Source organism: Dyadobacter ginsengisoli DSM 21015 (assembly GCF_059568735.1).
In genome coordinates this window covers 80017-104776 of the sequence record NZ_JCANTY010000005.1, presented here as the reverse complement: position 1 = coordinate 104776, position 24760 = coordinate 80017, and the positions used below count along the sequence as shown (strand labels likewise).

At 49.4% G+C, this 24760-nt stretch carries 24 protein-coding genes and 1 tRNA gene; 9 read left to right on the top strand and 16 right to left on the bottom strand.

The genetic code is table 11. From position 1 onward, the window contains the following. Window positions 1-3: 3 nt before the first annotated feature. Entirely contained in the window at window positions 4-1275 is a 1272-nt protein-coding gene (locus BP71_RS18970; RefSeq protein ID WP_496382046.1) for a competence/damage-inducible protein A, read from the bottom strand. 107 nt (window positions 1276-1382) lie between these two features. On the opposite strand from BP71_RS18970, the gene BP71_RS18965 reads away from it, so the two are divergent. Next, complete coding sequence (locus tag BP71_RS18965; protein WP_496382044.1) at window positions 1383-2108, top strand: DUF4197 domain-containing protein; 726 nt, start codon at window positions 1383-1385, stop codon at window positions 2106-2108. Between the two features lie 57 nt (window positions 2109-2165). After that, entirely contained in the window at window positions 2166-2507 is a 342-nt protein-coding gene (gene gldC / locus BP71_RS18960) for a gliding motility protein GldC (RefSeq protein WP_295922457.1), read from the top strand. A gap of 137 nt (window positions 2508-2644) precedes the next feature. Here the strand turns inward: gldC and BP71_RS18955 are convergent, their stop codons facing one another. The 6 genes from BP71_RS18955 to BP71_RS18930 form a co-directional block, all read right to left on the bottom strand. After that, window positions 2645-3004, bottom strand: a complete 360-nt coding sequence (locus tag BP71_RS18955) for an MmcQ/YjbR family DNA-binding protein (RefSeq protein ID WP_496382042.1) — start codon at window positions 3002-3004, stop codon at window positions 2645-2647. After that, on the bottom strand, window positions 3001-3180 hold the full coding sequence (locus tag BP71_RS18950; RefSeq protein ID WP_295922455.1) for a DUF6728 family protein: 180 nt from the start codon (window positions 3178-3180) through the stop codon (window positions 3001-3003). Before BP71_RS18950 ends, BP71_RS18955 begins: the two co-directional genes overlap by 4 nt. 40 nt (window positions 3181-3220) lie before the next feature. After that, the gene (gene ispG / locus BP71_RS18945; RefSeq protein ID WP_496382039.1) at window positions 3221-5224 is read right to left on the bottom strand and encodes a (E)-4-hydroxy-3-methylbut-2-enyl-diphosphate synthase; all 2004 of its coding nucleotides are present in this window, start codon (window positions 5222-5224) and stop codon (window positions 3221-3223) included. Between the two features lie 325 nt (window positions 5225-5549). Continuing rightward, the gene (locus BP71_RS18940) at window positions 5550-6632 is read right to left on the bottom strand and encodes a GHMP family kinase ATP-binding protein (RefSeq protein WP_496382037.1); all 1083 of its coding nucleotides are present in this window, start codon (window positions 6630-6632) and stop codon (window positions 5550-5552) included. A 4-nt stretch (window positions 6633-6636) separates the two neighbouring features. Next, window positions 6637-7860, bottom strand: a complete 1224-nt coding sequence (locus tag BP71_RS18935; RefSeq protein WP_496382035.1) for a sugar MFS transporter — start codon at window positions 7858-7860, stop codon at window positions 6637-6639. A gap of 65 nt (window positions 7861-7925) precedes the next feature. Next, window positions 7926-9278, bottom strand: coding sequence for a Gfo/Idh/MocA family protein (locus BP71_RS18930; RefSeq protein WP_496382033.1), 1353 nt, complete (start codon window positions 9276-9278; stop codon window positions 7926-7928). A 306-nt stretch (window positions 9279-9584) separates the two neighbouring features. Here BP71_RS18930 and BP71_RS18925 point away from each other — a divergent pair, with 306 nt between their 5' ends. After that, window positions 9585-10001 (top strand): 6-pyruvoyl trahydropterin synthase family protein, encoded by a 417-nt coding sequence (locus BP71_RS18925; protein ID WP_496382031.1) that lies wholly within the window; start codon window positions 9585-9587, stop codon window positions 9999-10001. Next, window positions 9961-10650, top strand: coding sequence for a GTP cyclohydrolase I FolE (gene folE, locus BP71_RS18920; RefSeq protein ID WP_496382029.1), 690 nt, complete (start codon window positions 9961-9963; stop codon window positions 10648-10650). Before BP71_RS18925 ends, folE begins: the two co-directional genes overlap by 41 nt. 151 nt (window positions 10651-10801) lie before the next feature. On the opposite strand, the gene BP71_RS18915 is transcribed toward folE, so the two are convergent. Both BP71_RS18915 and BP71_RS18910 read right to left on the bottom strand, forming a co-directional pair. Beyond that, window positions 10802-11725: a sugar phosphate isomerase/epimerase family protein gene (locus BP71_RS18915; RefSeq protein WP_496382027.1), complete on the bottom strand. Its 924-nt coding sequence runs from the start codon at window positions 11723-11725 to the stop codon at window positions 10802-10804. 25 nt (window positions 11726-11750) lie between these two features. Beyond that, window positions 11751-12764: a cation diffusion facilitator family transporter gene (locus BP71_RS18910; RefSeq protein WP_496382025.1), complete on the bottom strand. Its 1014-nt coding sequence runs from the start codon at window positions 12762-12764 to the stop codon at window positions 11751-11753. Window positions 12765-12802: 38 nt separating this feature from the next. Between BP71_RS18910 and BP71_RS18905 the strand changes: the two genes are divergently transcribed. Then, window positions 12803-13357: an NUDIX domain-containing protein gene (locus tag BP71_RS18905; RefSeq protein WP_496382023.1), complete on the top strand. Its 555-nt coding sequence runs from the start codon at window positions 12803-12805 to the stop codon at window positions 13355-13357. A gap of 1 nt (window position 13358) precedes the next feature. Continuing rightward, a complete protein-coding gene (locus tag BP71_RS18900) occupies window positions 13359-13973 on the top strand; it encodes a LysE family translocator (protein WP_496382021.1) in 615 nt (204 codons plus the stop codon). 2 nt (window positions 13974-13975) lie between these two features. Here BP71_RS18900 and BP71_RS18895 read toward each other — a convergent pair whose 3' ends face one another. Both BP71_RS18895 and surE read right to left on the bottom strand, forming a co-directional pair. After that, entirely contained in the window at window positions 13976-15544 is a 1569-nt protein-coding gene (locus BP71_RS18895; protein WP_496382019.1) for a GH3 family acyl-acid amido synthetase, read from the bottom strand. Window positions 15545-15557: 13 nt separating this feature from the next. Next, window positions 15558-16325 (bottom strand): 5'/3'-nucleotidase SurE, encoded by a 768-nt coding sequence (gene surE, locus BP71_RS18890; RefSeq protein ID WP_496382017.1) that lies wholly within the window; start codon window positions 16323-16325, stop codon window positions 15558-15560. Window positions 16326-16444: 119 nt separating this feature from the next. Here surE and BP71_RS18885 point away from each other — a divergent pair, with 119 nt between their 5' ends. Next, the gene (locus BP71_RS18885; protein WP_496382016.1) at window positions 16445-16939 is read left to right on the top strand and encodes a GNAT family N-acetyltransferase; all 495 of its coding nucleotides are present in this window, start codon (window positions 16445-16447) and stop codon (window positions 16937-16939) included. Between the two features lie 5 nt (window positions 16940-16944). Here the strand turns inward: BP71_RS18885 and trhO are convergent, their stop codons facing one another. Continuing rightward, entirely contained in the window at window positions 16945-17931 is a 987-nt protein-coding gene (trhO, locus tag BP71_RS18880) for an oxygen-dependent tRNA uridine(34) hydroxylase TrhO (RefSeq protein ID WP_496382014.1), read from the bottom strand. A gap of 195 nt (window positions 17932-18126) precedes the next feature. On the opposite strand from trhO, the gene BP71_RS18875 reads away from it, so the two are divergent. Further along, entirely contained in the window at window positions 18127-18741 is a 615-nt protein-coding gene (locus BP71_RS18875) for a deoxynucleoside kinase (protein ID WP_496382012.1), read from the top strand. 1 nt (window position 18742) lies between these two features. Here the strand turns inward: BP71_RS18875 and BP71_RS18870 are convergent, their stop codons facing one another. Next, entirely contained in the window at window positions 18743-19219 is a 477-nt protein-coding gene (locus BP71_RS18870; RefSeq protein WP_496382010.1) for a hypothetical protein, read from the bottom strand. A 332-nt stretch (window positions 19220-19551) separates the two neighbouring features. After that, window positions 19552-19635: transfer RNA gene (locus BP71_RS18865), tRNA-Leu, on the bottom strand. Window positions 19636-19795: 160 nt separating this feature from the next. Between BP71_RS18865 and BP71_RS18860 the strand changes: the two genes are divergently transcribed. Continuing rightward, window positions 19796-21199 (top strand): Gfo/Idh/MocA family protein, encoded by a 1404-nt coding sequence (locus tag BP71_RS18860; RefSeq protein WP_496382008.1) that lies wholly within the window; start codon window positions 19796-19798, stop codon window positions 21197-21199. Between the two features lie 278 nt (window positions 21200-21477). Here BP71_RS18860 and BP71_RS18855 read toward each other — a convergent pair whose 3' ends face one another. Both BP71_RS18855 and BP71_RS18850 read right to left on the bottom strand, forming a co-directional pair. Beyond that, window positions 21478-23154, bottom strand: coding sequence for a selenocysteine synthase (locus BP71_RS18855; protein ID WP_496382007.1), 1677 nt, complete (start codon window positions 23152-23154; stop codon window positions 21478-21480). A gap of 162 nt (window positions 23155-23316) precedes the next feature. Further along, window positions 23317-24654 (bottom strand): amidohydrolase/deacetylase family metallohydrolase, encoded by a 1338-nt coding sequence (locus tag BP71_RS18850; RefSeq protein WP_496382005.1) that lies wholly within the window; start codon window positions 24652-24654, stop codon window positions 23317-23319. Between the last annotated feature and the right edge of the window lie 106 nt (window positions 24655-24760).

Sequence of the window (24760 nt, the reverse complement as noted above, 5' to 3'; positions counted from 1 at the left end):
CGTTTAACTTTTTACTGCAAGTGACGTTTTTAAGATCGTTTTTCTCAGCAGATTAAGTGCGTAGGAAGACGTTAGTTCTATGTTGATTTTTCTGTTATTCCTTAATGTCAGCAATTGGGTAAAGGTTTCCTCAGGCGTAGCGCAGGCTATCCATACTGTACCGACGGGCTTCTCGGGCGTGCCACCGTCCGGGCCGGCGATACCGGTTGTGGAAATGGCAAATGTAGTGTTCATTACCTTGCGGGCTCCCTCGGCCATTTCGCGGGCTGTTTGCTCGCTCACGGCTCCATAAGCTTCCAATGTCTCTCCGGATACGCCCAGCACATTCAATTTAACCTCATTGCTGTAACTCACCACGGAGCCTTCATAATAACGCGAAGAGCCCGGAATACTGGTGATCTGGTTTGCCACATATCCTCCCGTACAACTTTCCGCAGTTGCGATGGTTGCATTGCTGTTCATGAGCAATGTTCCGATCACGGTTTCCAGCTCATCGGAATCGTAGCCAAATACATATTCTTCGATGAGGGGCAACACCGAGGTTACCTGTTCGGACAGCTCACGTTCGATCACTGCCTGATCCGTTCCCGTAGCGGTGAGCCTGAGTTTTACCTGCCCGAAATGCGGGAGATAGGCCAGCCTGATGTGTTCGGGAAGCGCATCTTCCCATCCTGCAATTTTTTCGGCAAGGAAAGATTCGCCGATGCCTATTGTCCGGATGGATTTATGTTGAATGATTTGAGTCGAAAACCTCGCTTTAAGCCGTGGTAGTATTTCAAACTCCATCAGGCTTTTCATTTCGTAAGGAACACCCGGCAGCGACACGTAAATGACTTCGTCCTTTTCAAACCACATCCCCGGAGCGGTTCCCCAAAGGTTGGGAATGTAGGTACAGTTTTTGGGGAGTGCGGCCTGCTGGATATTCAACTCGGTCATGGTGCGACCACGTTTGGCGAAAAACTCGGTAACGAGTGCCAATGCATCCTGGTTGATTTCGAGCTCGGTGCCGAAATATTCGCAGAAAGTGTGTTTCGTAATATCGTCACGCGTGGGCCCGAGCCCGCCGGTGACGATCACGACATTGACACGCTGGCTGGCCTGTCGAAAAGCATCGAGGATATCCGGCCTGTTATCGCCGACAGAAGTTTTCCTTACCGGACGAATGCCTATATCAGTGAGTTGTGTGCCAATCCATTGGGTGTTGGTGTCGACGATTTGTCCGAAAAGGATTTCGTCTCCGATCGTAATTATTTCAGCCCTGGCAGAGGAAATCATAGGTACAGAACACGTTAAATGGGACCGTTATTTTCCCAAAAATAAGTAAAATTAATCGTTATTGAGTACGTTTGAACCTTAGTGAAATATTAACAAACTCTATTGTAATGAAATACAAAATCCTGTCATTATCGCTGTTTTGGCTCTTTTTCAGTCACCTATCCCATGCACAGTTCAACCTCGGGAAGTTACTCGGCAAAGGCGGTGGCAAAAGTAGCGGACTCAGTGAGAATGAGATCGTTCAGGGATTGAAAGAAGCACTGAACGTTGGAATCAGCAACGGTTCTGCGGAGGCGTCCAGGGTCGATGGTTTTTTCAAAAACGAGTTGATCAAGATAGCTGTTCCGCCTGAGGCTCAGAAAGTAGCAGAAACATTGCGTAAAATGGGACTGGGCGCAGAGGTGGACAAATTCACGTTGTCGCTCAACCGGGCTGCGGAAGATGCTGCCAAGAAGTCGAAACCGATTTTTGTAAAGGCCATTACCTCCATGACCGTACCCGATGCCGTAGGCATCCTGAAAGGCGAGGACGATGCGGCGACCCAGTACCTGAGAAAGTCGACGAATAGTGAGCTCTTCAATACATTCTTTCCGGTGGTGGACAGTACCTTGAAACTCAATAAGGCCACCCAGTACTATGCGGACATCGTTAACACTTACAACCAGATTCCCCTGGTCAAAAAAGTGAACCCGAACCTGAAAGAATATGCAACGCAGAAAACCATTGATGGTCTGTATGTTCTCATTGCCCAGGAGGAAAAAAAGATCCGGAAAGATCCCGTTGCCAGGGTGAGCGATTTGCTCAAAAAGGTGTTTAGTCAGGCTGGAAAGTAAGTTTACCGGCCCCGGTATGTACCAAATGCTTACTTTTGTCAAAAATTAACACCTCATATGAAAAAGTCAGAAATTCATTTCACCGTTGAACTCGACGATAAAAATATACCGGAGAAAATCTTTTGGGACGCTACGGACAACCCCAATGAGGGGATCAACGACACGCGTGCTATTGCGATAGCAGTTTGGGATCATTACCACCGCGGTACGCTCAAAATCGATCTTTGGACAAAGGATATGGAGGTATTTGAAATGAAACGCTTCTATATTGAGCTCATGAGCGGCATCGCCGATACTTTGCTCACCGCGACCAATGACCGCAGCATGGCGGATCTGATCGAAGGGGTATGTGAAACGCTGAGCAAGCGTTTGGATGAGGAGATGAAGGCAGCGAAGTAACTTTCACCCTGAGCGAACGGGGTAGCCCGGCGTTTGAGGGCATACAAAAGAACCGCTTTAATACAGGACCGTCACCCTGATCGAAGTGAAGGGCATCTGCACAATGCCCTTCACTTCGATCAGGGTGACGGTCGTTTTTAGTCTATAACGGCCAATTCCTCCCGTACCTTCTTCGGAAGACTCGCCGCTACCAGCTCATACGAGTCCTTCACCCAGCCGAATAACGTTTCACTCGGGACACTTCCCGTGACGTACACGGTATTCCAATGCTTTTTATTCATATGGTATCCCGGCTTCACATCGGGATAGGTTGCTCTCAGCTCTTCGGCTTTTTCCGGGTCGCATTTCGCATTGAACTGGTGGCGGGCAGTATCCATGGGTGTGAGCAGGAAAACTTTCCCCATTACCTTAAATACCAATGTGTCGGGGCCGAATGGCAATTCTTCCGTGACGCCCGGGAGTTTCAGGCAATAATCCCGTAATGTTTCGAGGTTCATCGTGTAAGCGCTCTGACGATCATGATAATCACACAAATCAGGAACATGACGATCGAGATTCGGTTGATCCCGTGCATCATGCGTAAATTGAACGAATCGGGGCTATTCGGGTCGCGTTTTCGGAACACACGAATGAAGTACGAAAACACCTCACCCAATTGAAAGTATCTTTTCATAATATTTACTGATCAGTATGGCTCATGCCGAGCCTTTAATTTAAACCAAAACCTCACGCTCTTCCGGCTCGATCCACCGGCCGTCCTCGCGGATCAATTCGATGAGTTCTTCCACCGCCTTAGAGGCATGTACGGATCGCTTGATCACTTCCTGGCCGCGGTACAGGGCAATTTTATCCTTACCCATTCCAACGTAGCCATAATCCGCGTCCGCCATTTCTCCCGGGCCGTTCACAATGCAGCCCATGATTCCGATTTTAACACCTTTCAGATGCTCGGTATGCTTGCGGATCATCGCAGTAGTTTCCTGTAAATCGAACAACGTCCGGCCACAGGAAGGGCAGGAAATGTACTCCGTTTTCGACATCCGCGTGCGTGCGGCTTGCAGGATCCCGAATGCAATGCTGTTGTAGGCCGATGCAGCTCTTAATTTGTCGGTATGAGCTGCATCGGTTTCAAAGTCGGGACGGAGCAACACACCGTCGCCAAAGCCATCCACGAGTAAACCGCCTATGTCGGTCGCTGCATACAATGTGAGCCTATCTCCCTGGTCGGGTTGGTAATGCCGTTGAATAATAACGGGCACTCTGAGTTTCAGTTCTGTCAATTTGTAAAACAGCCGGCGCATTTCAGGCATCGCATGTGCATTGTCCGATCGCAGGACCAGCACTACTTGGCTGTGCCCGTTCAGCTTTTCGAGGAAGGCGTCATGCAATGTATGGATATCGCCGCTGATAAAATTGAGCTGCCGGGAAATTTCGCCGGCGGATTCCCATTCAGCAACCTGAAACAACGGGAATTTGTTTTGTTTATCCGGATGGCCTTTCCATTGTTCCTGATCCAGGATTTCTCTCAGTCCATTCGGAAGCATGAACGGAACGGGCTTTTTACCGGTATAAATAAAGTCTGCGCCCTGGTCGTTCATCGCCCATTTGTCAGGTACGGGCAAAAAGAAGTGGCCGATGCTTTTCAGGTCGTCGAGCTGCTGTATTTCAATATCGGAGTAATCGGCAATGACCCGAGGCACATTGAGATGGCCTATGTTATATACTTCGTAAGTATCTCTCCGTGTGTATTGGAATGGGTTGATCGGGCAATGATCGATCGGTTGGATGGGTGCATGCGACGGGCGCGTCGTGTATCGCTCAATGAGCGCGCGCGCGACCGGTGCTTCCTTCTCAGGAGCCTCCGTCAGCGACACCCGGACGGTGTCGCCCAGACCATCTTCCAGCAAAGTACCGATCCCGACTGCCGATTTAATACGGCCATCCTCAGCCTCTCCGGCCTCGGTTACACCTAAATGCAATGGATATGGCTTCAATCCTTCCTCATCCAGCCGTTGCACCAGCAGGCGGTAAGCTTCCACCATCACCTGTGTATTGCTGGATTTCATCGACAAGGCGATGTTATAGTAGTTGAATTCTTCACAGATCCGCAGGAATTCCAGCGCCGACTCTACCATGCCCAGTGGCGTATCGCCATAGCGGCTCAGAATGCGGTCGGAAAGGGAACCATGGTTGGTCCCGATACGCATCGCCGTGCCGTATTCCTTGCAGATTCTGACCAAAGGAATGAATTTCTCCCTGATCCTTTCCAGTTCGGCGGCATAGGAGGCATCGGTATAATCAATCACTTCGAAACGCTTGCGATCTGCATAATTACCCGGATTGATCCGCACCTTTTCGACGATGCGCGCTGCCAGTTCGGCAGCGTTCGGAGTGAAATGGATATCGGCAATCAGGGGAACATCAATGCCGAGTTTGCGTAGTCCGTTCCTGATATTTTCAAGATTCTGTGCCTCTTTCACGCTGGGCGCGGTAATGCGCACATACTCACAACCCGACTCCACCATCCGGATCACTTCGTCGATCGAGCCCTGTGTATCCATCGTATCGATCGTCGTCATCGACTGCACGCGGATCGGATAGTCCGAGCCCATCGGGATGCCACCGATGTTGATCGTAGTGGTTTCGCGTCTTTGGTACGCTGTCAGTGAAGGACAGTAGATATTGGTTTTTTGTTCGGCAGGTGTGATCACGGTCATTGAAATGTCATGAATGACAAAGGTCTTAAAACAAAAACACAATCGGAATTACAATCGTGCATTTAAATCATGTGGAACTGATTCGCAACTGTCGTATAAACCATCCGTTGGATGTAGATTTCAGGCGCGGGATAAACGTAGTCTATGGGACAGCAGCGGATTGTGCAGGACTATTTACCGGGTGCAACGGAAAATCTAACGACGATCAAGTTGCACGCGGGGTTGAAAGGAGCATATTCTTCAAGGCAGCTTTCGAAGATGGGACGGTGCAGACGAAACGCGTGCTGATCGGGAAATAAGGTGGCAAAGCGCCCCGGATGGAAGATTATCCTTCCATCCGGGTGCCTTCGTCCACTGTAATGATATAACTTTTGCCTCCTTCACGCGCAATGGCTGCTGCTACTTCTTCCGCATGCGTGGGTGCGTACGCAAACATGCAGCCGCCGCCGCCTGAGCCGTTGATCTTTCCCCCTAATGCGCCTGCGTTCAATGCGGCATTCATCATGCGTTCGATCTTCGGCGTTGAGGTGCGTTTGTGGTCACGCAGGTTCTGGTAATGTTTGTAAAGCAGGCTGCCGAAGTGTTTGTCGAAATCCTGGCCTGTGTGGTTTTCGGAACTTTCGATCAGCAATGCTTTTCCTTCCACGAGAATATCACGGTCTTCGATATTCGCATTCAGCAGGCTTAACTGGTCTTCGGATAACAGTGATTTGTAATCGCCCAGTTTTTCGGCTGGTGTGGTGAAAATGGAGAAGGATGGGTCGTAATCAGTCACGATTTTGATTACTTCCTCCATTCCATAACGGCAGCGGGCCAGAATACCTAATGTATCCTTCGGTTCCAGCGAGTCGCCCAGTACGAACGTACCGAGCTTCGGCGTAAGTGCCTCCACTTTGATGACCGGCGTCGATTCCAGGTAAATGACATTGCCAATGGCGGTCGAATAGTTGTCCATCATTCCACCCGGCTCTCCGAATTCCAATACTTCGGCCGCGTTGGCGATCTCTCCGAGTTCCTTTTTTGAGAAATTCAGCGGGTTGTCGCTAAGCTTATCCAGAAAATGTGCCCAGGAAACGATCAGGGCCGAGGAGCTGGACGTGCCGGAATTGATCGGGATATTGCCGTGGATCGTGCATTCAAAGCCCTTCGAGAATGTCAGGCCCTTTCTTTTGACTACATTGATCGTGCTGCGGAAATAATCGCGTTGCTTGACGTACGGGAAAGTTGTGTCCAGTGAAAACTCTTCTTTCGAACCCAGATCGGGCAGGTGCAGTACTATTTTATTGTCATCGCGATAACCACCGTCTACACTAATTCTTCGCGATATGGCCGCTGCGATCACGGGGAGCCCCAGGTAATCCTGGTGTTCCCCGAAAAGGCAAATGCGGCCGGGAGTTGAAATCTTCATTGAACTACCAGCTTTTCTTTTTGTGGCCTGCAAAGCCGAAATACAGCATATAAATATAGAGTGGGACCAAAATCCAGTAGGCTTTCTGCGTACTGCCGATGGAGTCGGCAATGCCTCCGTACACCAAAGGTAGCACGGCGCCGCCGGAAATACCCATTACAAGCAATGCAGAAGCGATTTTTGTGAATTTACCCAAACCGCTCAAAGCCAGTGGCCACAATGCAGGCCAGATCACCGCGTTGGCAAAGCCAAGAATCGCAATGCAGATTACCGAGGTGAAACCCGTGGAATTGATGGCGATCACTGTCACGATCAGACCTAGAATGGCCGAAAATTTCAAATAGGCCTGTTGCGATACATATTTAGGGATCAGTACGATACCGAGCAGATAGCCGGTCATCATACCATATAATGTGTAAGTCCCGAACAAACGCGCCTCCTCTTCCGGAAAGCCCAGTGAAACGCCGTAGCTGATGATCGTATCGCCGGCGATAACCTCAGCACCCACGTAGCAGAACAATGCGATAACACCAAGTACGAGGTTCGGAAATTGCAATACACTTGTTTTCTGTGCCGCTACCGGTTGCCCCAACACCGGTGCATCATCTTCCTCTTCGCTCACTTCTACCAATCCTTTCGACATTCTGATCACCAGTGCAAGCACCACCAACACGGCTGTCAGCACCAGGTAAGGCATCGCCACCTTGTCGAGTTCCGACTTAGGATCGCCTGTGGATGCGCCCGCGAGTAGGAGTTTACCAAAGATGATCTGGCTGAAAATACCGGCCGATTTATTGGCAATACCCATAATACTGATCCGCTGTGCAGCGCTTTCGCGTGGGCCGAGAATCGTGGCATAGGGGTTGGAAGCGGTTTGCAAGACAGTAAGTCCGATACCGATCGTGAACAAACCTACCAGGAACAAAGGATAGGAAGCCATCTCAGCAGCAGGAATGAATATCAGCGTGCCCACTGCCATTACACCAAGGGCCAGCGACATACCGTTTTTAAAACCGGTCTTCTTCAAAACCATCGAGCAGGGGATCGCCATGACGGTGTAGGAGATGAAGAAAGCGAAAGTGACGAGGTAGGAACTGGTATTATCCAGCGAGAATGCTTTTTTAAAGAAAGTGATCAGTGTTCCGTTAACCCATGTGACGAAACCCATCACAAAGAATAGAATGCCGATAATGAAGAGGGGGCCCAGGTAACTGTTCTTTTTGCTCATTTAAGTCGTATTGGATTAGGTTGTCGGGTTATTTGTTTGGTTAAGGTCAGGTTTTGCTATAATACTCAATATTCTTCATTCAGGCCAAAGATCCGCTGATTAGTTCTCCATTTTCCTCTCGTAAAATCAGGAATTTCGACGGGAGAACTGCCGCGGGCGATGGAAAGCTCCGATAATGGACTGATAGCGCTCCATACGGCGGTGTCATATACGTCGATCGGCGGAGCGGTTTTGCGTTTGATGGCCTCTACAAAGCCTCTCAGTACAAAGTAGTCGATCCCTCCATGGCCGGCGTTTTCGGCTTCTTTGGCATATTTTGCCCAGAGCGGATGGTCATTTTTATCGAGGTAGGGCTTGTCGGGTTCGCCAATGTGCTCTTTCGGGGATACACCTTCCAAATAAATGCTGTGCCCGTCGTTCATCCAGATGCCTTCCGTGCCCTGCGCGCGGAAACCAAGTGAGTAGGGGCGTGGCGAGTTGGTATCGTGCACAATAACAATGTTCTCGCCGTTGTGGCACTGAATAACAGTAGTAACAATGTCGCCCAGCTTGAAATTGACTTTCGCATTGGGGTGGTCCTTGCCGCCGTGATCGACGATGTATTTATGCAGTCCTCTTGATTTGGTACTGGTTGAGGTCAGGTAGGTAAAGCAGTTCCCCCGGTTGATATCCAGCCAGTGCGCTACCGGACCCAGGCCATGGGTAGGATAAATATCGCCGTTGCGGTGGACCGAATGTTGCGTGCGCCATTTCGCTTCCGAATAGCCTTTCGCACCGAATTCGACGCCGTGTCCTTCATTGCTCTGGCCGCTATTTAGCTTAATGCCGCGCAGATCGTGCTGGTAACCGCAATGCGCGTAGGTCATTTCACCAAACATCCCCGCACGGATCATTTTAAGGATGGCCATGACGTCGCGGCGGTAGCAGACATTTTCCAGGATCATGCAATGCGAGCCGGTCTTTTCAAAAGTATTGACAAGATCCCAGGATTCCTGAAGTGTCACGGTGGCTGAAACTTCCACCGCGGTGTATTTTCCGGCATTCATCGAAGCGATAGCCATCGGCACATGCCATTCCCAGGGCGTCGCGATGAGCACGCCATCCAGGTCATCGCGTTTAACGAGGTTCATGAAATCTTCGCTTCCTTTGGAATACACGGCGGGCGCCTTTTTACCAGCCTTTTTGATCTTGTCGAGTGTGATGTTGATCGCATTCTGATCAATGTCGCAGATTGCATTGAGCTCTACATCCGGGCGGAACAGGGCCTGCTCCACGTGATTACGGCCGCGAAGCCCTACACCAATAAACCCCAAACGAACATTTCCTGCCGGTTTCTCCTTTTTAGTGTACAATGAAGGAATAATCCCCGCTACGGGGCCAGCCAAAGCGGTTTTTTGCAGAAAATCACGTCTATTCATATCAGAATCTGTTGAAAGGTTCAGGTAGTAATAGTAAAAGATTATTTGGTCTTCACTGATCCAGGGGCGCAATTTACAAGCAATAACGAGATTTTTAAATTTTTTTATTAACTAAAAATTCACGAGCGGCGACTGTCCGGACATAATGAAATAGGAACGAATTGAACAATTTACTAGCTTACAGCGTTTACCCAAAGCAAGAGACTTCTGAGAGCGACTCACAGCATGCTCGGAACCCTTGGATGTGTTGGACACAGACTTTGTAACGACATCCAGGGTTAATGTAAATTTTTAAGTGGTTTAAATATGGTGCAAAAGGTGGCGGTGTTCCGGAAGGAGCACTTTAATGCGGCCCATCGTCTTCACAATCCGGAATGGTCGGAGGAAAAAAACGAGGAGGTTTTCGGAAAGTGTAATAATCCCAACTTTCATGGACACAATTATGAGCTGATCGTACAGGTAACGGGTCCCGTAGACCCCGACACCGGCTACGTGATGGACATGAAAGTGTTGAGCGCCATATTGAAGGAATCCGTTATTGACCGGTTTGACCACCGGAACCTGAATCTCGACGTTGAAGAATTCAAAACCCTTAATCCGACCGCGGAGAACATCGTGATCGTTATTTATTCAATTATAAGACCCAAAATAGAAGCAGGTCTTGACCTGAAAATCAGATTGTATGAAACAGAACGGAATTTTGTCGAATATCCAGTCCAGTGAAGCTTTGGACATCGAGGAGGTAGGTGACGATCATTTGTTTTCGGGAATAGAGACTCCCCTCCGCAAGGACGCGTTCGCGATGGAGGACGAGCTTAAAATGGAGCTCATCGAGAAGCATTTCCGACATATTATGGAGATAATGGGCCTTGATATGACGGACGACAGCCTGAAAGGTACTCCGAAGCGCGTTGCAAAAATGTACATTAAGGAGGTTTTCAGTGGTCTGGATCCCAAGAACAAACCTGCGATTGCGCTGTTTGACAATAAATATAAATACAACCAAATGCTGGTTGAAAAGGACATTACGGTGTTTTCAAACTGCGAGCATCACTTTGTTCCGATCTACGGCAAGGCGCATGTCGCCTATATTTCAAGCGGCAAGGTGATCGGCCTGTCGAAACTGAACCGGATTGTGGAGTATTACGCCAAACGCCCGCAGGTACAGGAGCGGCTCACCGTTCAGATCGCCAATGAATTGAAGGAAGCGTTACAAACTGAGGACGTAGCCGTGGTGATCGACGCGCAGCACATGTGCGTACAGTCACGAGGGATACGCGACTCGGGAAGCTCTACCGTTACAGCCTATTATGGTGGGAAGTTCGAAGAAGAGATGACCAAGAAGGAGTTTCTGAGCTACCTCGGAATGTAGGGACGTTACTGTCATCCTGAGCGGGCGGCCCCGTCCGCTCAGGATGACAGTAACCATTTAGGCCCAGATAAATACAAATGGCTGACCAAACCGATCAGCCATTTTTTTTATGTCAATAATTTAACTCATTGACTTTGAATTCATAAACTCACTATACCGTCGGTCCTACACGTTCCAATAACGCCTTGGTAGCCTTGATACCGTCATATTCCGAAAGTTTGCTTCCTTCATATTCGATACCCGCAATGCCTTTAAATCCGGTCGCTTTAACGATTTTCAGGATTTTGGTGTAATCTGTTTCCACACAGTTTCCTTTTTCATCAAAGTCGTAAGTTTTCGCGCTCACGCCTTTTGCAAAAGGCATCAGTTCCTGCGTACCCTGGTAACGATCGTATGATTCCGCACAGCCATCAGCGGAGCGCTTGATGCAGAAATTACCGAAATCCGGCAAAGTACCTACGTTTTTCATATTGACCTGCTTCATCACGCCCGACAACCATTTACCGTTAGAAGAAGAGCCGCCATGGTTTTCGACGATCACGTTGATGCCGGTTTTGGCAGCAAATTCGCCCAGTTTACCCAGGCCGTCCACCGCAGCTTTGGCGATTTCCTCATCCGAACCTTTGCCGAATGCATTCACGCGGATCGTTTTGCAGCCCAGGTATTTGGCGGCTTCCACCCATTTGTAGTGATTTTCAACCGCTTTGTTGCGAACCGCGGCATCCAATTCGCCGAGGCCACCTTCACCGTCGATCATAATCAGGTGATTGCTTACACCATTGTCCTTGGCTCTTTTCAGAAGCTCGGCCAGGTAAGTTTTATCTTCTGCTTTGTCTTTGAAAAACTGGTTAACGTACTCTACAATGGAGATGCCGAATTCTTTTTTCGCCAGTTCAGGGAAATCGAGGTTGGTAAGTTTTTTCGCGAAAAGGGCTTTGTGCAATGACCATTCAGCCAGTGAGATGTCAAACCAGAGTTTTTTGGCAGCTGGTTCAGCGAACAAATCTGTAAATGCAGTGGCAGCGAATGCAGCGGCTCCGGCTTGTTTAAGAAAATCGCGACGGGAAAAGTCCATGATTGGTTAGAATTTAGATTTATGTTTATTCCTGAATATTGATTCTGGCTTCGCGGTACAGCTTCTCGTTTTTGACGAGTTTCGCTGCGTCCCATTCAATGTCCTGCACGAATGCGTGCTGGCGGACCGGACAGTTGTCAATCCTGCAAAAGTAGCAACATTGGTATACGCATGGATCCGCGTGCACGAAAATTTCCGTTTCGCCTGGTTGAGAGTCTTTGAGGATATTCTCGAAATCATGAATGGTTTCGTGGACTTTTTGCAACTCCCAATAATAAGGTAGCGTCAGGTGGCAGTCGATATGGAGATCGGAACCGTACTGCTGGGCGCGCAGGTTATGCACGTCAATCCATTCATCTTTTTTATTCTCATTTAATGTCTGGATCACTTTTTCCAGCAGCAGTTCATCGCTGGCATCCATTAACCCGGCTACCGACTTGCTCACGAGCTGCGAGCCGCTGTATGCCAGGAAGAGCCCGAAAAGCAGGGAGGCAAAGCTATCGATCAAGGTGTAACCCGTCAGCATAATCAGTCCGACACTCAGCAAAAGCACCACGCTGCTGATGCTGTCGGACATTAAATGCTTTCCATCGGCTACCAGCGCCAGTGAATTGGCCCGCCGGCCTTCCGTGAGCAACTTATACCCGATAGCGGTATTCACAAAAATAGTAAAGAGGATAAAGCCCGAGCCTTCCGCGAGGTTCTGGATCGGGGCCGGGTCCATTATTCGTTTTACAGCTTCTATCACAATGAAAAGCGATGCGATGATAATCAACGCTCCTTCGAAACCTGCCGAGAAAAACTCCACTTTCCCATGCCCGTAGGGATGGTTGCGGTCTTTGGGCTGAGAGGAAAGGTAGACACTGTAAAAGGCAAATCCACTGGCGATTACATTGATAATCGATTCCAGCGCATCACTCAGAATGGCATTGGAAGACGTAAGATAGAATGCAAAAAACTTCAATCCCGTCAGCAGAATGCTGGCTACAAAAGACAGCATGATGAGACGTTGTTTAAGCTTATTTTGGTTTATTTGCATTTGAGATTTGTCAATGAGGAGTCAAAAATACTAAGAAAATGCGGGTTATATCCACTGAAAATAATTGGAAAACACTTTCGTCTGAAACCGTCTATGAGAATGCCTGGCTGGAACTCAGTCACCGTGACGTAATTAACCCGTCGGGTAACAAAGGCATTTACGGTCTGGTCAAATTCAAAAATCAGGCGATCGGCGTCATCCCGGTGGACAGCGAGGACAACATTTACCTGGTAGGGCAATTCCGGTATGCGATAGAAGAGTACTCGTGGGAAATCCCCGAGGGGGGAGGCCTGCTGGGGACCGATCCGCTCGAAGCTGCCAAACGCGAATTGAAAGAAGAGACGGGCCTCATCGCCAATAAATGGACTAAACTGGCCCGCATTCATACCTCCAATTCGGCAACCAATGAGGAGGGTTTTCTTTACATTGCCGAAGAGCTCATCCAGGATCAGGCGGAGCCTGAGGATACCGAGGACTTGCAGGTATGGAAGTTGCCTTTGAAAGAAGCCGTAGAAATGGTAATGCGCTCAGAAATTACCGATTCGCTTTCAGTAAGCGCCATCTTAATGACTGCCAGACTGAAAGGTATCTGATATGTTTCAAGCGCTACTGTATGGGACGCTCACGGGTGTCGCTTTGTGCCTCACCTTCGGGACCGTCTTTTTTTCACTGGTCCAGAATAGCGTCGATAATGGCTACCGGACCGGTATCAAAATCGCATTCGGCGTTTTTGTATGCGATATCATCTTCGTTTTCTTCGCGATTTTTGGTACGGCATTGTTGCCGGATATTCCCAATTTCCAGAAATGGATGGCCGGTGCAGGCGTCGTTTTTCTGATCGCATTGGGATTGAGTAACCTCATCAAAGGCCAGCCCAAGATCGCTTACCCGCAGACCCGGTTCGGGAATTTGCTGTATTACTTCACCACTGGCTTCCTGCTCAATGGATTGAATCCGGTCAATTTCATCAGTTGGGTAACCATCGCGTCATACATCAGGACCAACCTCCATTATAACCTCAATCAGGTGCTGTTGTTCTTTACGGCCAGTGTGATCGCCGTGTTTCTGGTGGAAGGTGCGATCGCAGTCTTTGCACATCGCCTGAAAAGGGTCTTCACACCCCGCGTCGTGACGGTGTTCAACAAAGTGACAGGCGTGGTTTTTATTCTCATCGCCTGTCAGATTGCTTATTCCAATTTTTTGAAGTAGGATTATTCTCTCACGTAGCCTTCCGCTTTCAGGAAGTTTTGCCAGTCGCTGATCAGGTCTTTCTTGAAAACGCGCGGGAATTTGTTCTGGCCGCCGAGCTTTCCTTTCGATTCCATCCAGTCGTAGAATGCCTGGTTAGGAAGAACAGTCACGAAGACCTCCTTCAATGCATGCCTGCGTTCTACGGCGTAGTCGTCGTTCAGTTCGGCAAGCTTTGCATCCAGTTTTTTCTTGAGCATATCTGCGTCCACATTGGTTTCCTCCACACCCACGTACCAGTGATGTGCGAACAGGCTGCCATACTCGATTCCGCAAACTGTAAATTCCTTGACCGAAATCCCCATTTCCCGCGAAACCAGGTCAATGGCCTTGTTCATATTGTCGACCGAAAGGTGCTCGCCGCAAAGACTCAGGTAATGTTTCGTTCGTCCCGTAATGACGATTTCGCCCCGCGACTTATCTACAAACTTCACCGTGTCACCGATCAGGTAGCGCCAGGCTCCCGCGCATGTCGAAAGCAGCAGGGCATATTCCTTGCCTTCTTCCACCTGATCGATCATCAGCGTTTCGGCGTCGGGTAGCATCGTACCTTCGGAATCGAAGTTTTTGGGCGTAAATGGAATGAATTCAAAAAAAATACCATTGTCGCACACCAGCTCCATACCTTCCGCGCCGGGGCGTGTCTGATAGGCGATAAAGCCTTCGGACGCCAGGTATGTATTAATATAGATCAGCGGCTTGCCAAGCAGTTTTTCGAAGCCTTTACGATACGGTTCAAAAGAGACCCCGCCATGGGCGAAAACCTGTAAATTCGGCCAGATATCGTGAATGTTATTTACCTTGTAATGTGCAATGATCTTCTCCATTAAAAGCTGTATCCAGGCCGGTACGCCTACGATAAACCCGATGTCCCATTCACTGGCGACGCGGGTAATCTCTTCCAGCTTCAGGCCCCAGTCGCGTTGCGCGGCGATTTTCTGACCGGGTTTGTAGTAGGGGCGGAACCACCTCGGGATCTGCTGAATTTGAATACCGCTCAAATCACCTTCGAGGCTCCCATTATCATGTGGATTCAGGTTGGTGCTGCCGCTCAACATCAGAAAGCCCTTTTCGTACAAATCCGGTGGGAGATCCTTGTAATGCCCCAACGAGAGGATTTGCCGGATACTGGTTTTCTGGATAGCCTTCGTCATGGCCTTCGTGACAGGAATCTGCTTGGAAGCGGCCTCAGAAGTCCCCGAGCTCAGTGCATAATATTTGATCTGACCCGGCCAGCAGATATCCTTTTCACCTTCCAGCGACTTATGCCACCATTCGTTGAAGATCCTGTTGTAGTCGTAAACGGGGAGCGTACGCTTGTACAGGTCGTAGAATGCACCTTTTTCACCAAACAGGATGGTGGAAAGCAATTCGTCAAAGTTGTACTTCTCGCCGAACTCGGTATATCTTGCCTTAGCCAGGAGTTTGGCCAGGGTCTTTTTCTGTTGCTGGTGCAAACTTGCCTTGCGGCGGTTGGCAACGATGTTGCTGAAATGGATGCCTTTCTTTAATAAACTGCCTACTAATGCCATAGCTGATGTTAAATTACAAATCCCAGGTCGATAGCTTTTTCAACGCTTCATACTCTGTCAGATCATATTGACATGGCACCACCGAGATGAAGTTGTTATCCAGTGCCCAGACATCGGTATCTTCTTTCTCTGTGTCGAAATTGACAAATTCTCCGGCCATCCACAGGTATCCGCGTCCGTTCGGATCTACCCGGTAATCAAATTTTTCCTGCCATTTGGCACGTGCCTGCCTGCAAATTTTAACACCTCTCAGCGGGAGTTCGGTTTTTGCAGGGATATTGACATTCAATGCAACGCCATTGGGTACGCCATTCTTTAAAGCTTCTTCGGTAATCGATTTGATAAACGGAACGGCATGGCTGAAATCGGCGTCCTCCCGGAAATCGCACAGGGAAAACCCGATCGCGGGGATTCCTTCGATCGCTGCTTCGATCGCGGCCGACATCGTTCCCGAATACAACACGCTGATAGAGCTGTTGCTGCCGTGGTTGATTCCGCTGACCACCAGATCAGGCTTGCGGTCCTGCAAAACATAGTTCTTGGCCAGTTTCACACAGTCGGCCGGGGTGCCCGAGCATTCGTACTCTGTTACGTCTTCAAAAATATGGGTGGAATAAAGTCGTAAAGGCTCGCCGATCGTGATTGCGTGTCCCATTCCGGACTGCGGACTGTTTGGAGCGACAACAATCACTTCTCCCAGCGTCTGCATGATTTCTACCAATGTTCGGATTCCTTTTGACGTTATGCCGTCATCATTAGTAACTAAAATGAGGGGTTTCATATATTTCTACTTATCGGGTGCCTTTGCGCTATCCTGCTGGATATGCGCCGATGAAGTAACATGGTTTTTAGGTGAATAAATATTTACTTGCGCTTTTCAAGCTGCCAAATTTAAGCAATATGCCTTCATTCGCAACAATGCATGCCTCGGCAGAGGACATTCCAACTATTATTACAATTCAGGAAAAAACATGGGAACCTACTTACCGTGACATCCTTAGCCAGGAACAGATCGATTATATGTTTGAAAAAATATATTCTCCCGCTTCACTTAAACATCAGATAGAATCCGGTCACCATTTTATAATCCTCCTGAACGGTAACAATCCCGAGGGTTTTTCATCCGTCCATGAAGAAAAGCCCGGAAAATTCAAATTACATAAAATATATGTCCTTCCCAGCACGCAGGGGACCGGAGCAGGCAAATATCTTTTGCGTGAAACAGAAGATTACGTGAGATCGGCGGGCGGAACAGTGTTGTCGTTGAACGTCAACCGCTATAACAAGGCTAGGACATTCTATGAAAAAATGGGCTTCCGGATAGTGGGTGAGGAAGATATTCCCATTGGCCCCTACTGGATGAACGACTACATCCTTGAAAAGACATTGGACTGAACCGGCTAGGCCGATTCAGTCTTCAATGCGAGCTTCATTTTCCTGATATTTCGTTTCTGGCTTTTCAGTCCCTGCATGGGGTTGTAGTGGTTGCTTTGCACTACGTAATATCCCGTACCGTCATAGTGGCGTTTCGCCGGATGTGCTTTGCATTCGGCGGAGCAGGCTCCTTCCATATCTTCTCCACATTTCTCACAGATCGGCAAGTGGTTGTTGCATTCCGCATTAGCGCAGTTCACCATGCGGTCGCTGGGTTCTTTGCAGATGTGACACTTGGATATGACGGTCGGATTAACGCTATTAACATCCACGGTAATACGGTTGTCGAACACGTAACACTTACCGTCAAAATTCTCCCCGCCCTCTTCCAGTCCATAGCGAATAATCCCGCCATGCAGCTGGTAAACATCCGTGAAACCCTGATCGAGCAGGTAGGCACTCGCTTTTTCGCATTTGATCCCGCCCGTGCAATAGGTAACGACCTTCTTGTCTTTCAGGTGCGCGATCTCGTGCACGTGGTCGGGTAGCTCGCGCAGGTTATGCATGTCGAACGTGATCGCCCCCTTGAACTTCCCGACTTCGTGTTCGTAGTCCGAGCGCATGTCTACCAGCACAACATCCGGGTCGTTGAGAAGTTTTTTAAAATCGGCCGGTTCGAGGTGCTTGCCTGTGCGCACAAGCGGGTTCACAGGAAGATCGGAATTGACGATTTCATCTTTCACGCGGACATGCAGTTTTTGGAATGCAATCTGATCGTGCTCCTCCACTTTGAACTGGACACCCGCAAACCGCTTATCTGACCGTACATACTCCATATAGGCCTCGCAGTCTTCCGGCGTTCCTGAAACAGTTCCGTTGAGGCCCTCGGGCGCCACGATGATCCTCCCCAGCAGATTGTGGTTGACGCAGAACATGTGGTGCTCGTCCCGATAGGTGTCAGGATCAGCGATAAGTGTATAATAGTAATATAAGATAACCCTGTAAGGCTTCATTGCATTAACTTTTAATGAATCCGTGGAGAAAGGCAGAAGGTTTCGCGCAGTTTCTTTTCTCCAAATCAGCCGCAAATATACGAAATGCGACAGTTTTAAGAAAATGCGGAAAATCAGTTTTGCGGATGTTGAGTATTCACTGAAATACATATTTTTGTAAGCACTCATGATCTGCTCATCTCATCCTGATTCTTTATGCACATTGCTATCATCGGTAACATCGGCGCGGGCAAGACCACGCTGACCCAAATGCTGGGAGACTATTTCAAATGGGAAGTGATGTACGAGGCGGTGGAAGGAAACCCTTACCTGGCTGATTTTTATCAGGATATGGACCGGTGGGCGTTCAATTTGCAGGTGTATTTTCTGAACAACCGCTTTGCCCAGGTGCAAAAGATCAAAGAAACTACCTATTCGACGATCGTCCAGGACCGCACTATTTATGAAGACGCCTACATCTTCGCCCGGAACCTGTATGAATCGGGCGTCCTGGTCGAGCGTGACTACCAGACTTACCTTTTGCTGTTCGAATCCATTATTCGTACCGTTTCGCAACCTGATTTACTGATCTATCTCAAAGCGGATATTCCCAAGCTGGTGTCGCAGATCAAAAAGCGCGGCAGGGAATTCGAAGCGGATATTTCGACCGACTATCTTGCCAGTCTTAACCGTTATTACGAAGATTTCAGCCAAAATTACGAGGATGGCAAAATCCTGGAAATCGACGTGAACAATATGGATTTCGCATCCAATCCCGATGATTTCAATAAAATCATAGCCTTGTTGAATAAAGAGCTCTTCTACGTCTGAGCTAGCGCATGCAGGCGATGGCTTTGTTCAGCACTTCGTTTTTCTTTTTATCGAGTTTGAACACGCGCGTCTCATCGGTAAGCAACACCTGGATCTTGATGATGTCCTTCATTTTTTCGAGATCTTTCGGTGTCAGGGGGCTGGAGAGTACGAAATCCCGTTGCCAGTTGCTGCGATCCGCCGTGGTAGTGTACAGGGAGAAGGCCCCTCTGTTGGAGAAAAAACGTATTTCCGTGAACATCAGCACGTGATATACAAGGGGGAATTCGTCGTTGTGATAGCTGAAAATGCGTTCGTCGCCGGTTTTGGAAAATGTGAGATATTCTTTCTTTCCCACGAGCGGAACTTTGTGGTAGTGTACTTTTTCATGGGTGGAAGGGCTGATCTTTTCCAGGCACTGACCGAGGGTTTCAGCAAGACCAGACACCGCAGCCATACCGAGCAGGAAGAAAACTTTCTTGCAGAGGGGATAATTCAAGATATTAACGTTTTATCGGGGGTTATTCAAGTGCTTGTAAATATAGCGTTACAATGTGTATAATGCAACAGAATCGAGGTATTGTTGTATTTCAGAAAACTCTTGAAGCCTTATGCCGTCATCCGGGGATGGTTACTTTATGTTGTACATGTCAGATCAGGACAAGTGTGCCTGGCGGCAACGCAATTTGTCGGAGATAGCTCCTTACGTCGGGCAAGGAAGTTTCTCACGGGCGGCTTGGATAGGACGGGATGGTAGTTGCGGGCTGGCAAAAGGAGGGGTCCGGATACAAAAAAAGTGCGCTGGTTGTTACCAAACGCACTATTAAACGGTGACCAGAAGGAGAGTCGAACTCCTATACCCAAACGGGCACTACCCCCTCAAAGTAGCGTGTCTACCAATTCCACCACCTGGCCGCTCAATTGTGATGCAAAAGTAATATTTAAATAATACGCTCCAACAAGTAGCGGAATGTTTTTTGTCATAATCCCCATAATCATCGAAATTCCTTCGATTTTGGAGGATTTCTTGTATTTTAAACTGCAATTTCAAACCAACTAATTACAGAGATCACCTATGCCCGCGAAAAATACCAACCCGAGAAGGAATTTTATCAAGAAGCTTTCGGGCGGTGCGCTTTTGGCCGCCAGTCCCGTACATGAATTGCTCGCTGGCCGCAAGCCTACGCATGCGTCCCATGAAATCCCCTGGCTTGAACGGAAGATCACCGCTAACGACAACATTCAGATCGCCTGCATTGGCACGGGGATCATGGGGATGGGCGATACCCGAACGGCGCTCAAAGTACCCGGTGTGAAACTGATGGCCGTGGCCGATCTGTATGACGGCCATTTGGTACGGGCCAAGGAACTCTTCGGTAACGATATCCAGACAACCCGCGATTATCGCGAAATCCTCCACCGCAAAGACGTCGATGCCATTATTCTGGCTACGCCCGACCATTGGCATTCGCAGATCGCCATCGAGGCATTGAAGGCAGGGAAGGCAGTTTACTGCGAAAAACCTATGGTACACAAGATCGAACAGGGTTATGACGTCATCAAGGCCCAGCAGGAGTCCAAAAAGGTGTTTCAGGTAGGTAGCCAACGGGTGAGCTCAATTATCTATGCAAAGGCTAAAGAACTTTACAAGGCCGGTGCGATCGGAGAGCTCAATTTCGTGGAAGTGTATTACGACCGGCATTCGGCCCAGGGTGCCTGGCAATATTCATTGCCGCCGGACGCTTCCACCGAGACTGTTGACTGGGAGCGTTTCCTAGGAAACAAGGCCCCCAAAATGGCTTACGACCCGCTGCGTTTTTTCCGGTGGAGAAATTACCAGGACTATGGTACGGGTGTCGCCGGTGATCTTTTTGTGCATTTGTTTTCAGGCATGCATTACATTCTGGACAGTAAAGGCCCGACACGTATAATGACCAGCGGTGGCTTGCGCTACTGGAATGACGGCCGGGATGTGCCCGACGTGATGGTGGGTATTTATGATTACCCTAAAACAGCCACGCATCCGGCATTCAACCTGACATTACGGGTTAATTTTGCGGATGGTTCCGGTGGGGGCTCGGGTTTTCGCTTTGTGGGCACGGATGGGCAGATCACCTTATCCGGTAATACCGTCACGGTGAAGAAAAAGAAAATGGCTAAAGCGCCAGGTTATACCATTGATACGTTTCCAAAGGGATTGCAGGATCAGTTCCTGGCCGAGTACAACGCAAAGTATCCGGTCGTTCCTGAAATGTCGGAGCCGGATTTTGAAGAATACAAAGCACCGCAGGGCTACGACGACCGCCTCGATCATTTTGCGATCTTCTTCGATGCGATGCGGAATAACAAAGCTGTTTTGGAGGATGCGACATTCGGCCTGAGAGCGGCCGGGCCGGCATTGCTATCCAATAAAAGTTATTTTGAAAGCACACTGGTGAACTGGAACCCGGAGGAAATGAAAATTACAAAGCCGGTATAGGCTGAAAATCAGTCGTCGATGCTTAAAATGGCACTAATGATTCCGGAAATGGATCAAAAGTGCCATTTCGTGCGTTAATGGAATCTGTGAATGTAAGTTCCCGTGTGTCACCCACGTGTCGGGCACAATGCCGGTCGTACGCATGAGGACGGAAAACCGAAGATTTTAGATTTAGTAATTAGCATAAAAGCCCTGGCATCGATCCAAGGCTTTTTATGTTAATTACATGTATTGAAAACGAACGGCCAGGTCTTAATACCCCCGACAAGAACGCCTGTCTAGGTCGACAGCGGACGTCCTGCAGGAATGTTGATCCGCTGGCGATTGTTCGGGAACGTAGCCCGTTTGGCCGTGAACTTGGCATTCACATATTCTACCATGTCGATTTCGCCTGTAATAGTGTCACCGGACAGCTTTCCGTGAAAAGTCATCACGACATTGTCGCCAGGTACACTGTAGCGGCTCTGGAACCGCACTTCGTCGCCATCGATGTTACCAAAGAGTTCGCGTGTCGCGAATTCGCCTTTGTGCGTTCCATAAAGATAATTACCATCCTGCCGCTCGATCAGGAAAGTGTGTTTGCTGGTACTGGTGTAAAACTCGATGTTTACGTCCCAACGGCCGGCAACTTCCGCACCTGGTGCTTTCATGGCAGCTTCGGCTTTAGGCGCGCTGCGCTTGCGCATGAGAATTTCATGAATGCGTTCCGCCACGATCTTGTCATTACCAGGACCCATCATGTAAGCAGCGACCGTTATGGAAGTAGTAGGAGGGCCCGATTGCGTTGCTGCCGGTCCTCTGCGGAAACCGGTTCCCACCGCCACGCGCGGTTTGGTAGTCTGCAGTTCATCGGCCACTTCTTGTCCCGTGATATTGAGTTTAGTCGGGTCCCAACTGACGGTTAATGTTGGGGTCGCATTGTCGAGTGCGCCTTCTTTCGGCTCGCGGACATCCAGGTTCACACTCGGAACACCGTTCAGTTTTTTGGCGATCGTATCCAGCCAGGACACCCACGTTTTCATTTCGGCCTTGTGGTCGCGCGTGGCCCATGCTTCTACTGCCGCCAGCATACCGATCATTTCTTCCCGGCCTACCTTGTTGTTGCGGCAAGGTCCGTGATGTGGTGCGCTAGCCTGCCATGCCGACATCAGGACGTCTTTGCTGCCCAGCAGGAGGCCGGCACATTGCGGCCCGCGAATGACTTTTCCTCCGCTGTACGCGACAACGCTCGCGCCGGCCTGAAGGTGGATATTAGGGATTGTAAGACGCTCCGCCGCCGCGTCCACCAGAATGGGAACACCGGCAGGTTTGGCGATTTTGGCCACATTCGCAACCGTCCAGGGTGCTTCGCCGGGCATCATGTAGATCATCGCGGTGCGTGGGGTAATGGCTTCCTGAAGTTCTTCCGGGGTTTCGACGGTAATGATTTTCACACCTACGTTACGGATCGCGTGGTCGTAAACGTTGCGCGATGAGCGGGGGATGATCACTTCTGTTTTTTCAAAACCTTCGAGGTTCGGAATGCGGATCAGTTTTTCGGGATTACCACCGGCGATGAGACCGGCCGTCACTTCATTCATACCCGCCGCACAGCCCGATGACACCATTCCCCATTCGGCACCGGTAATTTCGGAGAGCCGCTGACCTACACCAAATGCCAGTTCATCGATTTGTACATTGTACTGGCACGCATATTCCATGGCCTGACGGACTTCCGGCAATTCAATAGAAGCACCGATGATCGTGAAGGTTCCCCGGCAGTTGATGATCGGCTCGACGCCGATGGATTGATAGATCTGCGGACCTGGTTTCAGCGGACCCGGTGCGGAAACGGCTGCGGAGGCTTTTTGAAACCACGCGGGTTTACTGCGCTCGGCCATTGCCGCCGATGTGCTCAGTACGCCTCCCGCCAGCGGTATCATGGTCAATTCTTTCAGAATTTCTCTGCGTTTCATGGATGTTTAGGAATTTTGATAAATGGAAATATGGGTTTGTACTCGTGTCGTTTCAGATTACAGGGATTATCCGGGGTGTCACCCAGAGCAATGCGTCTTTTTAAAGATGCAATATGCAGCTCAGTATACTCTTTCTTGTTAAACTAAATCACCTGAAAGCATTTACCGTGGTCCCTGACCTTGTCCCGGCTGGCCCTGGCCTCCTCCCGGACGTTCGGGGCGCGGAAGGTTGATCGGCTCCACGCGTGCATTGAGGGTGTATACGATGCTGCCGGCGCGTATTGTCGCTTCGGTTTCAATGCGTTTTTTGCCGGTGATCTTGCCGTCCCTGGCGTAAAATCCGAAATTACCATCGCGCAGGTTCAGAATGGCAATGTCGGCCGGAGCACCTACTGAAAGGTTTCCCAGCTCTTCCCGCTTAATTTCCTGCGCGGGGTTCCACGTGCTGGCTTTGATCACGCTTTTAAAATCCATACCCATCGCCAGAAATAACGACATGATGTTGTTCATGTCTTTCATGGCATTGTTCATGCTGCTGGTGTGGAGATCGGTGCTGATGGAATTGGGGTAGAAGCCTTGTTTAATCGCGGGCTGCCCTTGCGCCAGCAGGAAACTGGAACCGCCAAAACCCACGTCGAAGATCACGCCTTTTTTCTGTGCTTCAATGGTGTAGGCCTTCACTTTGTTGGTGGATACGTCCACGATTGATTCGCGTCCGCGTCCGCTGTTGTTGCTGTTTCCGCCAAAGCAATGGGTGTAGATGTCTCCTTTTCTGAATTTTTTAAGGTAAAGTTCTTCCAGAGGCAGGACGGGGTTTGCACTGCCGAAGTCGACCATGATGGGGATGTTGGCCAATTTACCCGCTTCCAATGCACGGTCGGTAGGGGTCCAGTCATGGCCTACGTAATGCGCCAGTTTCACACCCACAATGTCGTTGGGATATTTTTTTGCCATTTCCGCGGTTTTGGCTGCGTCCATTTCATCGAGGCTGTTCTCAAATTTGCCGCCGGCCATGCCCTCTCCAACGATGTTCAGCATCGCCAATACACGCGTTTTGGAGAGGTCGATGGTCTGCTTTTTGAAAGTTTCGAAAGTTTTCCAGCCTGAGCTTCCCGCATCTACGACCGTCGTGACGCCCGAACGGAAAGTGAAGCCATCGGCGGCCAAGCCGTTAGGGCCGTTCCGGTAGGTTCCTTTCAGGTCAGTTCCCCAGAAGAAATGAACGTGGATGTCGATGATACCTGGTGTTACGTACAGGCCTTTGGCGTCCACCACCTGTACTGCGAGGCTGGGGTCGATATTTTTGGACACGAGCGCGATTTTACCGTCCTCGCCGCCGGGAGTGCCTTCAATCGCAACGTCCATTACGGCATCGATGTTATTTTTGGGGTCGATCACGTGTCCGCCCTTGATCACGATGCTGTACTTTTTGTTCTGGGCCCAGGCCGGCTGGAACAAAACACACAGCAGCAGGAATGCTGCAAAACTGCCTACTCTCATAATGGGTAAAGGGTTTAGGATAGTTAAATGCTTCTGTACAATATGCTTGCAATCAGGTCGCATATGATGAGGACAGCCATTTGAATATGCAACCCCCATCCTATGC

Coding starts and splice junctions, on each gene's coding strand:
- BP71_RS18970 (WP_496382046.1), bottom strand. CDS start 1,275: ATGATTTCCTCTGCCAGGGCTGAAATAATTACGATCGGAGACGAAATC.
- BP71_RS18965 (WP_496382044.1), top strand. CDS start 1,383: ATGAAATACAAAATCCTGTCATTATCGCTGTTTTGGCTCTTTTTCAGT.
- gldC (WP_295922457.1), top strand. CDS start 2,166: ATGAAAAAGTCAGAAATTCATTTCACCGTTGAACTCGACGATAAAAAT.
- BP71_RS18955 (WP_496382042.1), bottom strand. CDS start 3,004: ATGAACCTCGAAACATTACGGGATTATTGCCTGAAACTCCCGGGCGTC.
- BP71_RS18950 (WP_295922455.1), bottom strand. CDS start 3,180: ATGAAAAGATACTTTCAATTGGGTGAGGTGTTTTCGTACTTCATTCGT.
- ispG (WP_496382039.1), bottom strand. CDS start 5,224: ATGACCGTGATCACACCTGCCGAACAAAAAACCAATATCTACTGTCCT.
- BP71_RS18940 (WP_496382037.1), bottom strand. CDS start 6,632: ATGAAGATTTCAACTCCCGGCCGCATTTGCCTTTTCGGGGAACACCAG.
- BP71_RS18935 (WP_496382035.1), bottom strand. CDS start 7,860: ATGAGCAAAAAGAACAGTTACCTGGGCCCCCTCTTCATTATCGGCATT.
- BP71_RS18930 (WP_496382033.1), bottom strand. CDS start 9,278: ATGAATAGACGTGATTTTCTGCAAAAAACCGCTTTGGCTGGCCCCGTA.
- BP71_RS18925 (WP_496382031.1), top strand. CDS start 9,585: ATGGTGCAAAAGGTGGCGGTGTTCCGGAAGGAGCACTTTAATGCGGCC.
- folE (WP_496382029.1), top strand. CDS start 9,961: ATGAAACAGAACGGAATTTTGTCGAATATCCAGTCCAGTGAAGCTTTG.
- BP71_RS18915 (WP_496382027.1), bottom strand. CDS start 11,725: ATGGACTTTTCCCGTCGCGATTTTCTTAAACAAGCCGGAGCCGCTGCA.
- BP71_RS18910 (WP_496382025.1), bottom strand. CDS start 12,764: ATGCAAATAAACCAAAATAAGCTTAAACAACGTCTCATCATGCTGTCT.
- BP71_RS18905 (WP_496382023.1), top strand. CDS start 12,803: ATGCGGGTTATATCCACTGAAAATAATTGGAAAACACTTTCGTCTGAA.
- BP71_RS18900 (WP_496382021.1), top strand. CDS start 13,359: ATGTTTCAAGCGCTACTGTATGGGACGCTCACGGGTGTCGCTTTGTGC.
- BP71_RS18895 (WP_496382019.1), bottom strand. CDS start 15,544: ATGGCATTAGTAGGCAGTTTATTAAAGAAAGGCATCCATTTCAGCAAC.
- surE (WP_496382017.1), bottom strand. CDS start 16,325: ATGAAACCCCTCATTTTAGTTACTAATGATGACGGCATAACGTCAAAA.
- BP71_RS18885 (WP_496382016.1), top strand. CDS start 16,445: ATGCCTTCATTCGCAACAATGCATGCCTCGGCAGAGGACATTCCAACT.
- trhO (WP_496382014.1), bottom strand. CDS start 17,931: ATGAAGCCTTACAGGGTTATCTTATATTACTATTATACACTTATCGCT.
- BP71_RS18875 (WP_496382012.1), top strand. CDS start 18,127: ATGCACATTGCTATCATCGGTAACATCGGCGCGGGCAAGACCACGCTG.
- BP71_RS18860 (WP_496382008.1), top strand. CDS start 19,796: ATGCCCGCGAAAAATACCAACCCGAGAAGGAATTTTATCAAGAAGCTT.
- BP71_RS18855 (WP_496382007.1), bottom strand. CDS start 23,154: ATGAAACGCAGAGAAATTCTGAAAGAATTGACCATGATACCGCTGGCG.
- BP71_RS18850 (WP_496382005.1), bottom strand. CDS start 24,654: ATGAGAGTAGGCAGTTTTGCAGCATTCCTGCTGCTGTGTGTTTTGTTC.